Below are 19,089 nucleotides of genomic sequence, written 5' to 3'. Positions count from 1 at the left end.
CTCTATCCTAAATTGACTGCTTCATCAATAGAAACTTCATTATTTAAAATACCTTCCATAACCTTCTGATAATAGGAGTCATCAAAAGTACTGCTAGTTGTAATTGAACTCCCTTGATTGTTGATTATACTTTCTGTTCTGTAATTCTTGTCGGATTTGTTATCATTTTCTAAAACCCTTGATTTGAATCCTTTTAACTGGGCGCAAATATTCCCTTGCAGATCACATAGATCTATATCAAGTTTCATTATTTTATCTTCAGGGCTGCTGCCCGATGAATAGCGAACCCAGGCAATCATCTCATTTGCACATGATGAAATAATCTGTAAAGAATCTAAAGCAAATGGCAATATTGGTTTATTAAGTCCTTCTTTAAGATTAGTCATTAGACCAATTGAGGATTGCAAGGCACTATCCATCAGGCTCGGATGCAAATGATAATCATTCTGATCCACTTCAACCACTGTTGGCAAATTTAAATACGCAAGTAATTGTTTATCCCCTATGTTAATATGTGATACACCCTGATGTGCCGGTCCATAAGTAAATCCCATTCTCGTAAATACTTCATATATACTTGTAGACTCTAAAACCTCACGTTGCATTTGCTTTTTTAGATGGCCTATATCAAGTTTGCCAGAAATCGTTTTTTTGATAAAAACTGCCTGACCCTGACAATGAAGTATCTCCTGATCTCCGTCTTTAGTATAGACTTCAAAGTCGATTCTCTCTTGCTGACCACTTTTCATTTCACTTGCAAACAAAGCTATGGTTACTTCCTTCTCATGATCGACCAATATTGGTTGTAACCAAACTGTATTTTGCAACTCCAACATACTTGATGTTGATTTAACAGGCATTGCATCTTCTATGGCCGCTCTGGCCATTTCAAGATATGCCACCCCAGGAAGGACCTTTTGCCCATTCACTTGATGATCTCTTAAGAACGACTCGTTACCAGTAAATACTGAAGTATAGCTTTGTTCTCGAAAATTTGAAGTATTGCTATGCAGCAAAGGGTGTAGAGCAAATCTCAATACTTCTTTTGTTGATAAAGGTGGCTGCTCTAAAGAATCAATCCAATATCTTTCCTTGGCAAATGGATAAACTGGAGCTGCTATACGTTGTGGTTTTCTATTTCCATATAATTTATTCCAATCAAACTCCAAACCTTTAGTCCATAAGTTCAGTAAATCTGGTAAGTTCTTTTGAGCGATATACTTTTCAACAATGACTTCCTTCGTTGATTCATCCTGAATGATGGCTTTTAAACCAGACTTATTTCCAGTAACTTTTCCTAAATAAGCACCCGCTATATTTTTTTCATTATAAATATATGCTTTGAGTTTTTGAGCTAGCTCAGATAAGGAACCTACAATATAACCTAAACGCTCATCCATCTCTTCTCTTCCAACCTGCAAAGTATAAGCTAAACTGTTCAGATCAAGTGACTGCTCTTTTTGAATAAATTCCAAGAGATCAATAGCCTTTTTCTTTAGTTGTTCTTCATTTCTCGCCGACAAAGGGATAATAACATTTCCATTCTGAGATCTAACTGAAATAGATGAATTCCCTACTGGAGACAAATATTCCGCTAACACTATATGAGCATTTGTTCCGCTAAAACCGAAGGCACTTATTGCAGCCTGACGCTTCTCCGCATTTCCAACCTTCCAATCGAGCAACCTGTCATTGACATAAAAAGGGCTATCACTTAAAGAAATATGCTCATTCAAATTATTATAATTAATTGTTGGAGGAAGTTTCTTATGATTCAATGACTGAATTACTTTAATAAAGCTTGCTACTCCTGCTGCGGTTAAACAATGACCAATGTTACTTTTCACTGAGCCTAAAGCACAGTATTCTTTTTTCTGGGTGTATTTATTAAAGGCCTGCTTTAAAGCATCCACCTCAATAGGGTCTCCTAATTTGGTACCTGTACCATGCGCCTCTATCAATTGTATTTGTTCAGGATCAATCTGAAATTTATCATATACTTCTTGCTCAAGACGGGTTTGTGATTCTGAGTTAGGCGCTGTGATACCATTAGTTTTACCATCCTGATTAACACCCCAACCTTGAATGACACCCAGGATCATATCCTGATCCCTTTCAGCATCTGCAAGTCTTTTTAACATTACCACTCCTACGCCTTCCCCTGGAACAAATCCATTTGCACTTTGATCAAATGTATGACACTTTCCATCCTGCGATAACATTCCCATTTGAGCGCATTTTATATGCACCTCAGGTCCTGTCATGATATAAACACCTCCTGCAAGAGCAAGATCGCTATTTCCTGAAGTCAAGCTATCACAGGCATTGGCAATGGCAACCAATGAAGAAGAGCAAGCAGTTTCGAGGGATAAACTCGGACCTTGTAAGTTTAAAAAGTAAGAGACTCTTCCAGCTAAAATAGAAGTATCACTACCTGTAAAACCCATAGCGCTGATTGGCAGGTCTTTTGACAACAAGCGATAGTCTCCCTGGCCACAGCCCACAAATACTCCGCATTTTGAGCCTGAAAGCTTCTGAGGATTATATCCAGCATTTTCTATCGTATGCCAGCAAGTTTGTAAAAAAACACGCTGCTGAGGATCCATACTCTCCGCTTCTGTTGGAGATATATTAAAAAACAATGGATCAAACAGATCATACTCTTCCAGGGCTCCAGTCCATTTACTGTTTGTTTTCCCGGGCTTAGCTTCACCCTTTTGATAATAGTTATCAATATCCCAGCGTTTTGGAGAAATTTCACTGATACAGTTTCTACCCTGAGAAATATTCTGCCAAAACTCATCGAGATTGTTTGCCATAGGAAATTGACCCGCCATCCCAATCACCGCTATTGGCTGCAATTGATTTGACTGACGTGTTCCTTCAGCTTTAATTCTTAATGCAGGCTTATTGCTTCTCCAGGAAACAAGCTTTCTTGTTGCAACTTTTGGAGCCTCTATATTCTTCTCAATTGGGGAAATATTAACTGGTGTAGTCGTTTTGCTAATGATAGGCTCATTAGACAGTGTACCTATGCGTTCAGCTTCCTCTTTTACAAATCGACCAAGTTTCGAGATGGTTGGATAGCTATAAACCTTAATTGCATCTATCTTCGTTTTATACTTTTCATTGATCTTGCGAATGAAGGTAACTCCTGTAATAGAGTCCAGACCAAGATCAACAAACTGAACATTCTCATCTATTTCATGCTCTTGCATGTGCAACTCTCCAGACAAAAGCCTTTTTATACTTGCTGTAACTTCAGGTAAATTATCCTGTCTTGGAGATATGTCATCATTAACTAACTTAACCTTCTGTTGATTGCGGGAGTTCTGAGCATTAGGACCTGACACTGTTTGCTCCGTCTTTCCAGGCAATGCCCCTTTCTTTTCAACCTCCTCCTTTACAAAGCGACATAGCTTAGTCAGCGTTGGATAGCTATAGACTTTAATCGCATCTATCTTCGTTTTAAATCTATCATTGATCTTGCGTACTAAAGTCACTCCTGTAATAGAGTCAAGACCCAGATCAACGAATTGCATATTTTCGTCAATTCCATGCTCTTGCATATGCAATTCTTCCGCCAGCAGTCTTTTAACAGTTGAGGTAATTTCGGTCAACTTAGCTGAAGTTGAGGGCCCATCAGTTGCTAGGAAGACTTGTGGTTTAGTCTGAGTGGCCTTAGTAGCAGTTGAATGAACTTCAGGATTATCGGGTAATGCACCCACTTTAGCTATCTCATCTTTTACAAAGCGACTTAATTTTGATAAAGTCGGATAGCTATAAACTTTAATTGCATCTATCCTTGTTTTATATTTTTCATTGATTTTACGAATGAAAGTAACTCCTGTGATAGAATCCAACCCAAGGTCAACAAACTGAGTATTATCGTCAATATCATGCTCTTGCATGTGCAATTCATTAGCAAGGATATTTTTAATGCTAGCCCTAACCTCATGAAGATTAGCAGTGTTTGCATTTAAAGATAAGATAGTTATTTCTTGCGGTATAGTCTTTTCAGCAACACTAATCGGAGAATTCTGAGAAGCCTGTTCTTGAATAAAATTCTCTTCAATCTGCTTTAATGTATCAACATGTCCAACAAAGGTTTTCTGATGCATCGAGAGTTCAAGTTTATAAGTTTCCTCAAGTGGAGCAAAAAGATGATTGTTTAACTGTTGCTTCAATGCTATTAAGCTGCTTCTGGATCTAGTTGCGATATTTCTTGCTATGTCCATACTCGCCTGATATACCTGCTCTCTCATTACTACAGGCATTACAAGGCCTCTTTCCTTTAACTCTTTGCCAGAATATTCTTGAGCAGTGAGCAAAGTTTCTCTTGTCAGATCATATCCGATTTTCTCAGGATAAATAAAAGTAGCACCTGCTCCCGGAGTAAATCCGTAATTCATATACGGACTAAAATATTTGCTTTCCTCACTAAAGAGAACCAAATCAGCAAACATTCCAAGATTCCACCCCCCTCCAATACCATGGCCTTGCATAGCTGCAATTACAGGTATCCTGCATGTCAATGCAATTTGAAAAATTCTATTATCGGTAAATTTTGATTTTCCTTCATGAATATCAAGTAAATTTTCCTTTGTTCCCCCCGAAGCAAAATAATTATCATAGCCAATGAGAACGACGGCTTTATAGGTTGTGGATTTTTCTAAATGTTCAAACACTTCGTTCATCCCTTCTATGAAAGCTCCGGAAAACATATTCTTCGCTTCACGATCTTCCATTTTCACAACAAGTATACCTTCAGGATGAGCTGTTGCAGTTATAACCTTTGACTTAAGAGATATTATAGAAGGTGAAGCTGGAAGCAATTCACTGTCCACCTCTTTAGGTTCAGACCATGCAGGTAGCTTTTTAATCTTCTCCCGAATATCAATTGCATTCTCCTTTTTCCACCTCGTCAAGGTTTCCAATGGATACTTACTCCAATATTCTCCAAGTTGCAAAGCCGCATTTAAGGTATCGTCATTATTGGAAGCCCTGGTAACTCCAGCAATCTTCTGTAGTTCTAAGCCAGAATAATCTTTAGCAGTTATTAATATTTCTTTTCCAGAATAATTACCAAAATGCTTTGAAAAGATAATTCCTGCTTGCTTGGAAAGCTCTGCGTTCTGAAAGATTCCTTTGGCAGAGTAATTAGCATTTGTGTTATAAATGCAGGCATCACAAAACAAACTTACAAACCATGCAACACCATTTGCATTTGAATTCAAGATTGCAATGATTGGAATTGAGCTTTCCAAAATAAGATTTTGTAAGTCCAGAACTTCATTAACTGCAACCTCCGATCCTGTTCCTGGTATAAAATCAGTATGCCCACTAGTAAGAACAATAGATTTATAATGCGAAGTCTTATTAACCTGATTAAATATATTCCTTAAATCTGCAACTAATGCTTTAACGCCATATTCTTTTCCTTCAGCGCACATTGTTATGACCAAAACATTTCCATGGTACTCCAATTCTATATATTTAGCAGGAGAGGTAATCTTCTCCTGAGCCATCTTTTGTTTACTATTATTGACTAATGGATCAACAAGAGTCAATCCCTCAGTCTTCTTGACAATGAATCTTGACAAATGTTGCTTCAACAGACGAAGAGACTCTTCAGATTTTGTAGCGAGATTTGCAGCCAATTGCTGAGCATAAGCCTCAACCTGATCAGACGGGAGAATTGGACATGCCCATCCTTTTCCTTTGAGTTGGTTCCCTTTTGAAAATTCCGAGGCATATAAAAAATCTGCCGCTAAGAGCTTTCCGAAACGTTCCTCAAATAGTTGATATTCTGTTAATGTTGGAAATATTCCGTCTTGCCAACTTGTATAATAGTAGTTTCCATTTGTACTGCAGATCATAAAGTCACACAACGCTCCAAACAGAAAACCTGTACCTGTCGCATCCCCTTGCATTGCTGCTATAACTGGAAATGGAATTGACACAATCGATTGAAATAATTTGTGCTCAATGGCAAGATTATATGCTCTTCTATCACCTGTCAAAAAGCCAGCAGGCGTACCATTAAGGATTAGTGCTTTAACCGATGGTTTATTTTGCACTGAACCAATCAGCTCTTTCAACTGCTCTATTAAATCCCGCGAAAGTGTATTGTTATTAGGGGCTTTTATTCTAATTGAATATACGCCATCTCCTAAATCAGATAAGTCGACTAAAGGTGGTGTATTTACATTGCTATCTTGGTTTGATGGTTCAAAAGTCATATTCTTTCTCGTAAAGAAGTTTCAAAAGCTAAACTATTTGCATTCCTGCATGGAGCATTTTCTAAAAAATATCTGAAAGAGTAACTGACGCTTTGCTTGCGGAAGCAGGCTCAATTTCCTTTGGTGCTAATTCGTTCAAAGCAACTAATAAATTACTGGCTAGTTCATTTAATTGTACCTGCTTGTTCAATTTTTCTTGTTGAATATTGAAAGAGATTTCCTTTGACGCTAGCTGAATTGATTTAGGAGTTGGAAGATTCAATGATGACATTATCTGCTTCTGAACATTTTCTAATCCATTAAGTAAGTCTCTTTGGTATGTGAGGCCTCGCATAGCTACACATATATCACCTTGTTGATCACAAAGGTCAATATCAAGTTTGATCATTGTATCATCAGTAGCATTGTCTTGAGAATATCCGACGCAAACAAACATTTCTTTATCACAATTGCCTAGTATGTAAAGTGAATCTAAAGCAAAAAGGCATGATGTCTGATTAATATTTTTAGAAGAACTTCTTATGAAATCATTTGCTTCTTTTAAGGCACTATTCATCAGGATTGGATGCAAAACATATTCGCTAAGATTATTTTCCAATCTGTTAGGCAACTGAATCATTGTCGAAGATCCGTTAGTTCTTTGCTTTACACCAAGGATATGTGCTGTCTGCTTTGCAAGGATAATAGCTTGGCCCTGACAGTGGATGATTTCTTCTTTATTATCATGACTGTAAATTTCAAAGTCAACCTGATGCATCTCTTTTGCAAACAATGTTATAGTAACTTCTTTGTTATCTGCAGCAACAAATGGTTCTCCCCAAGCTATATTATGCAGTTCCATAGTCCTTGATTCCAATCCATGAGGCATTGCTTTTTCTATTGCCACCCTCGCCATTTCCAAATATACTGAGGGCAAAAGATTTTTTTGAGCTGCACATTCAGCAGTGTTTGCTTTACAATCCTCAAAGAAAAATTCTTTACCATTAAAAGTTGAGCGGTAGCTTTGCTGCAATAAATCTGAAGTATTCACCTGTAACAAAGGATGAATAACGGCAGATGCAACAGCCTTGGTAACCTGTTGCAGTGTATCTTCCGTATCAATCCAGTAACGTTCTCTTGCAAACGGATAGGTAGGAAGACTGATACGCTCCGGCTTGCTTTCTCCGTAAAACTTACTCCAATCCAGATTCAATCCTTTAACCCATAGATCAAATAATTTTGAATACTTTCCACCTGCTATCCATTTATCAATTGCATCTCTTAGATCAGAATCAGTGCTAAATAAGGACAAAGTATCTTTGTTACCTTTAACTTGTCCATGATACATATTTTCAATATCCTGTTCGCCATTTAGATATGCCTGAAGTTTGATCAACAATTCATCTGCAGTGGAGACCATAAATCCAACCCTCTCATCCATATCAACCCTTCCAATTTGTAAAGTATATGCCACTGAGTCTAATTGAAGGTTCTTTTTAGAATCACGAATATACTCTGCTAAATCATAAGCCTTTTGCTTTAATTGTTCTGATGTCCTCGCAGACAGAGGAATGAAGACCTTATCATTCTTTTCATTGGAAACATTAGAATGACTTGTTCCTTTTGATGAGATATACTCCTGAACTATTAGGTGAGCATTTGCTCCACCTGCTCCGAATGATGAAATTCCAGCAGTACGTGGTATCTCCTTGATAATTCCGTTTTTATTTTGTAATGGGCGCTGCCATTTCTCCAAACTCTTCTGCACTTTAAACGGAGTCTGACTGAAATCAATCTCCGGATTAGGGACATTGGAATGAAGTGAAGGAACTAGTTCCTGATACTTAAACTGAAGTAATACCTTGGTTAATCCGGCAATACCTGCAGCTGATTCACCATGACCAATGTTTGATTTTACAGATCCTATAGAACAAAACTGATTTTTATTTGTGGTCTCTTTAAAACTACGGGTTAAGCTGGAAATCTCGATAGGATCTCCCAGCGCTGTGCCTGTCCCATGTGCTTCAATGTAACTAATCTCTTCTGCAACCATGTTGGAGCGTTCCAAAGCTTTGGAGACCACTGCAGCCTGAGCTTTAGGATTCGGAACTGTATATCCGTTTGTCCTTCCACCTGCATTGATAGCACTTCCTTTTATGACTCCATATATATGATCTCCATCCTTTTCTGCCTGATGTAAAGGTTTTAGAATAACAACCCCAACACCTTCAGAGTCGACAAACCCATCAGCCTGATCACCAAATGCTTTGCATTGATTGCTTGTCGATAACATGGTCATTTCTGACAGACCTGTATAATGCACTGGATCTATAATCAGATTGACACCTCCTGCAATTGCACAAGTGGTCAAACCACTATACATGCTTTCCAAGGCCATGTGAATAGCTGTTAGGGAGGCTGAGCATGCGGTATCTACTGCTAAAGAAGGACCTTGGAAATTTAAAATATATGATACTCTGTTGGCGATAGAATAATGAAAAGGTTGAGCTGTATACCTTGCATTCATGACACCTGCAAATACACCGATTTTCTCAATATCACCTAAATTCTCAGGAGTATAACCAGCATCTTCTATTGCATGGTAAGCGGCTTCCAGGAATAATCTTTCCTGAGGATCCATACGTTTCGCCTCTTTGGGAGAAATTTTAAAAAACAATGGGTCAAATTTGTCTATGTCATTTATGAAGCCACCCCACTTAGTATAAATTTTCCCAGGCTTTCCTTTCTCCGGATCAAAATAATCTTCCCAATTCCAACGGTCTTTAGGGATTTCAGAAATACAGTTTAATCCCTTCGATAAATTCAACCAGAATTCATTCAGGTTCTTTGATTGAGGATATCTTCCGCTTACACCTACAATTGCAACATCAAAAATCGATGGCGTGAATTTTGTAGTCTGAGCCATCGGGAAAGAATGCTGACGACCTCTCCTCAATACCTGTGTTGATTTTGCTTCTACAACAACCTTGTGTTCTTGCACATTAATCTCCCCAGCAGGTTTTGATACCTTCAGAGATTCAACAGTATTAATTGCACTGGAAGTTATTTCAAGTAATATATCTTTTTTGTTTTCTATAAAATAATCTACTAACCCATCGACAGTCTGCACTTCAAAAAACAAAGTGCTCGTAATATCAGGGAATATTTTCCGAAGTTTATTAGTAAGCTGAACAACCAAAATGGAATCGAGGCCATATTCCGAGAGTGGCTGATATGGTTTTATCTGTCCAGGACTCATTCTCAAAGTCTCCGCAACCAACTTTTGAAAATAAGGAATACACTTATCTCTCAATGATTCAGAATGGCTGCCAGAATCTTTCTTTATTTTTACTACCTCTGTTATGTTAGCTAAGGTAGGTTTATTATGAATAATTACAGGTTTTGGTTGTTGAATATTGATCTGTTGTCTTACCACACCATCGCTGGTTGCAGCTATGATCTGCTGACCAAATCCATGAACATCCGCAGCTGGAAAGAATGTTGATTTAAATCCTTCTCCATACAAAACTTCCAGCCATTTCTCTGATGTCAACGCAGGGCTACCTGGCAAGCGTAATGCTGCATCCTCATACAACCACCATCCGTCAAGCAATCCAAAGGTAAGGTGGGTAAACAGCGACCATGTGCTTATTTCATTAAGCAAAATAACACCATGATTTTTTAATACTGCCTTTGCATTTCGCAAAGTCTTTCTGATATTATTTGTTGCATGCAACACATTGGTAGCAATTACCAAATCATAATGATCCGCTTGAATTGTTTGCGACTGTTGTGATAAAGGTTTGGAAATATCAAATAATGCAGTAGTCAAGGCTGGAAACTGAGGTTGATAATGTTCTTCCGCATGAAGTAAAAAAGCCTTTGATAGATCCGTGTAACAATACTCTTCAACAAAATCACCAAACTCTTTTAACATTGGTAATAATCTTGCTGTTGTACCTCCTGTACCAGCCCCGATTTCAAGAATACGGAATTTGCTCCCTTTGTCTACTTGGTACTTTTGTTTAATGCATGCCCTCAGTGTTTCTGCCAGCACCTGATTGTAATAATCTGCAACTATGTTCTTCTTGTAAATCCCTTCTACCAATTCCATGGAAGAATTCGGGAACATAACGTCTGTCGCAGGTTGTTTGCCACTCAAGATATTTGGTAGTGCTTTTAGGCATGCTTCCAATAAGACTATATGAGCCTTAAGATCTGGATTAGCAATCCATCCAGATTTTTTGCTTTCCCACTCCACCCAAACCTCCTCAAGCTTTTTGATTTTATTAACAGTCAAATTCGCATTTAATAAGCCTAATTGTTGTAAATGATCTATGGTGGACACCAGCCATTTATCATAAAAAGGAGCAGGCCGCTTTTCTGAAGGTAACTCACTTATTTTAGAAATTCCACCTTTGAATAGTCCCAGCGAAACCAAACTAGATATCAAAATTTCTGATATCAAAGCTTCCATTTCTGCTGTAAACATCCCTGACTTCAGGCCATTAGAATTTATGGATGGTTTATCTATAATCACTCTAGCTTCTGATAAGTCAAGAGTTGTTGATGTAGTATAGTAGATTACTGATTCCGAAACTTTGAGATCTTCAAGGGCCTGTGTGTCGAGGGTTTTATGTAATACCATCTGACTCACTTCAGAACCAACCATATTTTGCAAGGCTTCCATACCTTCCTCAGATTCAATTGATCCAATTCCCTTTTGAATCATTCGCTTCCTATAGGTCTCATCCGTAACTATACCTGTCATCCCCCAATATCCCCAGTTCACAATTTTTATCGGATAGGCATGAGTATGTTGCATGTGAAGTGCATAACTGTCCTTGAATGTGCAGCCTGCAGCATAATTGGATTGGCCAGCAGATTTATTAAAGGACATCAGAGAAGAAAAGAAAACCATAAAGTCGAGATCCTGACGACCAAACACCTTTTCCATGTTTACACTTATGTCAACTTTGGCTGATAGACTGGATCTGAATCTGGACTCATCCATCTGGGTGATGCTCTGATCTTGCAGCACAATTGCAGAATGGACAACTCCATCAATCTTTGGATGAACTTTAAGGATCATTTCCAATGCCTCCTCTAATGCTTCAAACTTTGTGGCATCAGCAGATACATAAAGAGGCGCATCGCCCAACAAGCTTAATGACCTGATTTTATCTTCTATTGAAGAATTATATTCTTGCCTTCCAATCCAGATAATTCTAGCCTGGTATCGTTCGATCATAAACTTGCTCCATACTTCTCCTACTCCACCTGCACCTCCAATAACAACATATATACCTCTTTGCTTGTATGCAGAATTTACTAGCGGAACAGTTCCCGAATGCGCTAACTCCTGTGTAAACCATTCCCCATTTCTGTGTGCAAAACCATTTCCTTCTTTATCCCAAGGTAGTGACAGACATTCTTCAGAAGACACAGCTTGAAGTGATTTCAAATCAAGCAACCGTATATTCCAATGGAGATACTCTTTCGCCAAACTGCCCACTAGTCCAAATATCCCTGCATGAGTAGGTCTAATTGCATCATCATCTCTGACTTTCTGCGTTTTACCAGTAATGATTGTCCAATAAAGCTCCTTTTCTGCATATCCTAGCTGTAATAAGGCTTTTATAATTCTGAATACTGCTAATACACCATCTTCTTGCTTATCTATTATATTTACATCAGCCTCATTAATTTGATCATTTCCAGGAGTAACATCTGGTGCAATCCAAAGTAAATGGTCAAAAGATATTCCCTTTAGTTTTGCTTTAATCATTTCAATAGATGCCCCTGTAGACAATTGCACAAGGCGAGCTTTTGGATAGGATTTCTTCACCCAGCTCAGCTGTCCTTCATTTCCTCCTAGCAGAAGTATTTCTAAAGATTCAGGAAGAATAGTCTTTGTAAGTGCCTCAATAAACAATGGATTCCAAACCGGTATTAAATGCTGTAAACCATCTTTTATCACCATTTGCTGCTGAACCAAAGGTTTCTTGTTAACACCTCCAAGCCCGCTTTCTGCAATTCGTGTGGAAAATCCATTCATCCTGACGCATACTTTTCCATTCAGATCACAAAGGTCAACATCGTATTTACGAACAGAATCTTCAGGCTTGCTGTCTGACGCATATCGCACCCAAACTAATACTTCTGCCGGACATGCTGACATGATCTGTATAGATTCTAATGCGAATGGCATTGGGGGATTATTACCCAATTTATTAAGATCTTCTGCTAAGCAAACAGAAACTTGTAATGCACTATCCATTAAACTTGGATGCAGCAGATAACTTTTTTGAGTTGCTTCTACTACACTCGGTAAACGAAGCAGGGCAAGTACTTGATTGTCTCCTTTGTTAACAGATATTATTCCCCGATGAGATGGCCCATAGAGAATACCCATTTGGGTAAAGGCCGCATACAACCTGGAGACATCTAATGAATCATATCCAATCTTGCCTTTGAGAAGTTCTATGTTTATTTCAGTTATCGCTGGTCTATTCACAAATACAGCTTGACCTTGACAATGAACTATTCTTTGCTCATCATCCTGAGTATAAATTTCATATTCTATCTCTTCACTTAAGCCATTATCAGAAACATTTGGATACAAGGCTATTTTGACCTGACTATTCGCTGTCACTATAACAGGTTGTATCCATACTGTATTTCGTAACTCTATAATAGTTGATTCAGATTGTCTTGGCATAGATTGCTCTATCGCAACCCGCGCCATTTCAAGATAAGCCACTCCCGGCAAGACTTTCTGTTCGGGCTGACCATCAATTTTTAATTTATGGTCTTTAAGGAAAAATTCATCCCCGCTGAATACTGAACTAAAGCACTGTTCGGCTAAGCTAGAAGTATTGGCATGTACTAACGGATGAAGCCTGGTTACTTTATCTTCATAAGAAGCCTCTTGAATATTTGATTCTGTTATCCAATAACGTACTTTGGCAAATGGATAAGTTGGTAATGATATACGACGAGGATTTACATTACTATATAGCTTGCTCCAGTCAAAAACAAAACCCTTCACCCATAAGTCCAAAAGCTTTCCATATTTTTTCTTCTCAACCCAAGATTCTATAGCGTCAGCTATATCCTCATCCACCACAAATTCAGCCAGTGCATTTTTTCCACGAGCTACCTGTCCACGATATAGGTTTTTTATTTCTTCTTTCCCTTCAATAAATTCCAGCAGTTTCTCTTTAAGCTCCTGAACTGATTGAGCTACAATCCCTAATCGTTCATCCATCGCTTCTCTACCTGTCTGTAAGGTATATGCGACATTTATTAAATCACCACTTGTTTCCTGCTTACCCAGCCAATTCAATAAGCTTTGGGCCTGATCTTTCAAACGTTCATTATTCCTGGCAGATAATACGATCATAACAGGCTCATTTGTATTTATTGGAAGTATTGCCGCATCTGTTTTCTCAGATATATACTCCTCAATAATCACATGCGCATTCGATCCTCCAAAGCCAAATGAGCTGACCCCTGCTCTTAATGGCAATTCTGCACCGTCTGAATTTTTAAATCGATTCCACTCATAATGCTTATCAGCAACATAAAACGGACTGTTTTGTAATGTTATATATGGATTGAGTTGTTTAAAATGAAGTACTCCTGGAATCGTTTTATGTCTGATGGATAACAATACTTTGATTAGTCCTGCTATTCCTGCTGCCGATTCGCAATGCCCAATGTTTGTTTTAACAGATCCAAGAGCACAATATTCCCCACTTTCCTTATCTCCCAATTCCTGAAAGGCATCCTTAAGGGCTTGTATTTCGATCGGATCGCCTAATGCAGTGCCTGTTCCATGGGTTTCAATATAACCCACACTCCAGGTTGGTATATTTGACTTCTTGTAAGCAGTTTTAATAAGTTGTTTTTGAGCTGCAAGATTCGGAGCGCGCAAAGAGTTGGATTGTCCATCATGATTAATTTCAGCAGCTTTGATTACACCATAAATTGTATCCCCGTCAGCCTTTGCCTGACTGACTGGCTTCAACAGTATTGCTCCATAACCTTCTGCCCGAACAAATCCATTAGCACTCTGATCAAAAGTCTTGCAGCGACCATCATCAGATAACATGCCGCCTTTATTTGTAGCACAATAAACTCGTGAAGCAAGAAGTAGATTAACTCCTCCTGCTATAGCTAAATTGCATTCTCCTTTTGATATAGCTTCTACTGCGTGATGCACGGCTACTAGAGAACTTGAACAAGCTGTATTAATTACTTCACTTGGACCATGGAAATCTAACAGACGAGAGACACGATTTGCGATCATGCTTATATGAAGCCCTGAATCAAGAAAAGCCCCATAAGTCTCCATAAGTCCAGGTTGACGGGAAACCAACTCAGCATAATCATTGGTATGAACGCCGACAAACAAACCTATTTGCTTATCAGACATTTGACGAGGATTATATCCTCCATCTTCAATAACGCTCCAGGTAAGCTCCAGTACTTTTCTTTGCTGAGGATCCATACTTTCAGCTTCCAATGTAGAAATATGGAAAAACGGAGCATCAAATGCATCTACATCCTTTATAAATCCACCCCATTTAGGCAATGAATTTTCTCCATTCCCTCGGGATTTTTCATAATCCTTAATGATACTCGGTCTATTTGAAATTGGGCTAATGCAATCCTTTTGTTGCATTAAGTTATTCCAAAAAGAATCTACATCAGTTGCATCTCCGGGGAAATGACAACTTATACCAATTATGGCAATTTCATTATCACCATTATTTAAAGGATCGTTTTCAGTGTTTTCTTCTGTATTAATTTGAGGTGTATAGGGATCCTGCAAATCTCTTTTTTGAATGAATATGTAGTCACTTAAAGCAGTAAAATCTTTATATTCATATAACATAACAGGATTGAACTCAATATTAAAAAACTCCTCAATCCGTTTTGCCACCTGAATGTATTGAATGGAGTTCAGCCCGAGTTCATTAAATGACTTAGCTTCATCCAATCTATCAATATCATTGTGAAGTACTTTTGCAAAGACCTCTTTCTTCAATGTTTCCAGAAAGTCCTTATTAGCAGGTGAAGCTTTCTCCTGAGCTCCTATTGATGTTTCTGCATTTTGTTTCCTGTACTTGTAAAGAAGATCAAGATGCTGATTGACATAGTCGTTGCAGCATTCTTTTCTTCGAATTTTTCCACTGCCTGTGCGGGGAATGCCACCTTTCCGCAACAGGGCAATATCGTAAACCTTCAACTGATGGGAGTGTGAAACGGCACTCAAGATCTCTTTTGCAATTCTTTTATAATCTGCTTCACTTTGCTCGCTTTCAATTTCTTGAACTACAATTACACGTTCTTCCTGATCTATTTCACAAGAGAAGACAGCGATAGGCAAAATTAGATATGGAAGGTTAATTTTAATTGTCCATTCAATATCAACAGGATGATAATTCTTTCCATGAATAATGATGACCTCTTTTTCCCGACCAACAATATAAAGCTGCCTATTTTTAATAAATCCTAAGTCTCCGGTTCGTAAAAATTTTTCATTGGGATTGCCCTTCAGACTTGCGCCAAATGTATCTTCCGTTTCTTTCTTTCTATTAAAATACCCTTGTCCGATAGCTGGAGATTTAATCCAAATCTCACCAACTTCTTCTATTGAACAAGGTATATGATTTTCTGGATGTACAATTTGTATTTCGACCTCTGTACCAATCTCACCACAACTTGTAAATGATTTTGCTTTATCCTTAAAATCTGAAATTTTAACCCTTCCATGCTGAAGACTGGCGGCATCTAAAGAAATGATCTGCATTGGCTTTCCAGGTGTCTTTGTCACAACTGTACCCATTTCGGATAAGCCATATATTGGTGCGAAAACATTCTTCTTAAGTCCAAGCGATTGGAACTTATTATAAAAATTTTCGCAAGATTGTGTGTGAATCGGTTCTCCACCGCTTAGAATAAATTGCAGTGATTCCAATGAAATACCTTTAAGAGTGTTACCATCAATTGAATTACAGCAATAATCAAAGGCAAAGTTTGGAGCTCCTGTGTGTGAAGCTTTATAGCGACTAATTGCCATTAACCAATCCTGTGGATTCTTGACAAAATTGCCTGGGGTTTGAATAACACTTGTTGCGCCTTTTAGCAGTGGAGAGAAGATATTCAAATCCTGTGCAAAGCTATGGTATTGTGGCAGCCATGTTACTATGCAACTTTCATGATTCATTTGCCATTGATTGGCAGAGACCAAAGCTCGGACCTTTAAGTTGTAGTGGCTTATCATCACTCCTTTAGGCTTGGAAGTAGATCCGGAAGTATAAAGTAAAATCGCTGTATCACTGGGTAGCTGAGACCTCTCTTGACAATCAGCCGCATCAATTGGGGCCAGATCATGAGCATTCAATATTTCAATTGAATTGAACTCAGCTTGACCTTTTAGAAATTCCTGAGAATTGGCATCGGTAATAATGCATTTAGCCTGAGAGTCTTTCAGAATAGAAGTGACCTTATCGATTACCTCATCCGCTCTTAAAACATCAGAAACAGGAATAGGTACTGCCACCACATTTGCATAAAAGCATGCCAGCAAGGAATAAATATATTCCAGTCCTTGAGGCATAATAACAAGTGCCTTCTCTTGCGAAGCTAATTTCATTTGTAAAATATTCCCAAGGATTGTCGCCTTATGAGCCAACATTTTACCAGTAAGGAAATCAGCAGCAACATTCCCTTTTTCAAAAATGAATAGTTTCTTTTCTGGGAAATGATTTTCGCAGAGTTCTAAAAATGATTCGGTAGGAATATCAAGAATATTTTTCAGCTCACCTCTTTTCATGGACAACTCCTCTTTTTGATGTTTATATTACCGGGTATTTTACTTTGTTTTTTTGCTACAAATTCCTTCAATCTCCAGAACTAGTTCTTTTCTGCATATATCAGTATTTACATAAGATATCCTGCAAGTATCTGGTGCTACTTTGTTAACCTCAGATTCAATAAGTGCTTTGTCTTTTTCATACTTATAGTAAACCCTTAAGAAAATCAGATCATCAAATCCGAATTCATAATCTAATCCATAGCCTTTAAGATTTGAGCCATTGATAAGCATGTGAATGTTTTTAAATGTTTGCTTAATCTGAGCAACAATATTATCAGCAAAGGCAGTATCTTCATTAACAACGCTGGCAGTTCCAGAGATGAAAAGCAATGTTTCATTTTTCAACTCACATACACTTCCTCTGGAGAATACAGGAGGAAGTTTCCCATACTTCAGTGAATACTGATAGGCAGGAATCTGAAGTTTATTTTCAAAAAATAAACTAGGTGCATCAGAAGCGAAAAATTCAATAGAAAGAAAATTATCGAGTGCTCCAACAGCTGATGCAGCAGGGATTTGCCAATCCTCCATATCTTCACCATATCGTTCTTGAAATGCTTTATACCTACCAGCATTAAAGCATCTGTAGACTTCAATATCAGGAGCCGATTGATCCATATTCTGTACAATCAATGGCACATAATTCCAGATTCTCACAAACTGGAATCCAGGATAAAGAGAAAGGAAATCAAACATTTCTTTGTACAGTGAAAACGTTATTATCTCAAGTTGGTGCCCATTAGGACTTCCATCTGTCTCAGGAATTATTTGTGGTTGCAGTGTCCCATAAATACCTTCTTCAGACTTACGAAATGTGATTCTACCCTTTTTGTATTCCTTAACGTCTTCTGGACGATCTGAAAACAAAGCATCAACCATGCTGTCACCACAGTGAGTTAATTCAAACAAATTCTTATTAATTGTTTCCATTTTAAAAATATTTTTTATTGAAAGATTTTAAACTTTTGTAAAGAATTACAGTTGATATTCATATATGCTGATCAATTGAAACAAGTCATATTGAAAGTTTCGCTCGAGAAATTTTTTATCAAAATGCATTTAAGTTTTTGCCCCGAATAGCAGCTTGTATATGCTTATCAAGATGTTTTCAGAAGGATTCAAAGAGGTTCTTGAATGGTTTTATTAATAACCACCGGATACGCTGAAAATAGTTAGTGAAAAAAATAACAAGAACTAAGAATTATCTATTCATCAAATTCTTTTATATACGCCACCTTAGCATTTTTATACTTCTCCATTTTCATTATTCTTTTCAAGTCTGCCATCATCTGATAAAGCATAGGTGCTGCTCCAATATTTTTGAGAACGTAAGGTACGGACCCTCCGAGATCAAATTCATTTTTGAAATCAACTTCGATCTCCCCGTTTGCTAATGGAGTAAACGAATAATTGTTATGCATGTGCTCAATACGTATATAGCCTTCACTTGGAGGGATCTTATTCGGAGCTGCCATTACATTTACTTCTACCTTTTTGCTTTGTGAATTTTGAAAGCGTTGCATAAAAGTAAAAATCTCTCTATCTGCAAAAGGGAATGGCATATCTTGTTTGAAACCTACAAAAGCACTGTAATAGCCCGGAGCAGTTATTGGGTCCAGCACTGTTATTTTTGAACTATCCATACCAATATCCGACCATGACTTAGTATCTTCAATTATCTTAACTAAACCAGCCATTGTACATTGAACACGGAAATTTGCTCTACACTTTAACAGGCAGTTCCCGGGAGTCTTCATACTCCAAATTTTAATACCATCCTCTTCCTTCACCAGCTTCCATTGATTGGAGCCGGTGTTCAACCAAACAAAATGTGCTATGATTGAAATGAAGGTGATACTTAATATTACTATAGATGAGATCCTTAATACCTTTTTAAATCTCTTCGGTTTATTTTCTGTCATGGTACTAGTTTTTATCTTCCTAACTCTTGAAATAATGATTAACTATCAAAAGCACTGA

The 19,089-nt window shown here is 37.8% G+C and carries 4 protein-coding genes; all 4 read right to left on the bottom strand.

All coding sequences use genetic code 11. The features are described 5' to 3' along the window. Positions 1-2: 2 nt before the first annotated feature. Positions 3-6,242, bottom strand: coding sequence for a polyketide synthase (locus tag K350_RS32755; RefSeq protein WP_028981301.1), 6,240 nt, complete (start codon positions 6,240-6,242; stop codon positions 3-5). 61 nt (positions 6,243-6,303) lie between these two features. Beyond that, on the bottom strand, positions 6,304-17,067 hold the full coding sequence (locus tag K350_RS29580; protein WP_051313368.1) for an SDR family NAD(P)-dependent oxidoreductase: 10,764 nt from the start codon (positions 17,065-17,067) through the stop codon (positions 6,304-6,306). 39 nt (positions 17,068-17,106) lie between these two features. Next, a complete protein-coding gene (locus K350_RS0119340; RefSeq protein ID WP_028981300.1) occupies positions 17,107-18,039 on the bottom strand; it encodes a chorismate transformation FkbO/Hyg5 family protein in 933 nt (310 codons plus the stop codon). Between the two features lie 275 nt (positions 18,040-18,314). After that, complete coding sequence (locus K350_RS0119335) at positions 18,315-19,031, bottom strand: SRPBCC family protein (RefSeq protein ID WP_028981299.1); 717 nt, start codon at positions 19,029-19,031, stop codon at positions 18,315-18,317. Positions 19,032-19,089: the final 58 nt, after the last annotated feature.

This window comes from Sporocytophaga myxococcoides DSM 11118, from assembly GCF_000426725.1.
In the GTDB taxonomy this organism is placed as follows: Bacteria; Bacteroidota; Bacteroidia; order Cytophagales; family Cytophagaceae; genus Sporocytophaga; species Sporocytophaga myxococcoides.
The sequence above is the reverse complement of the archived record's forward strand: the minus strand, read 5'-3'. Positions and strand labels throughout refer to the sequence as shown.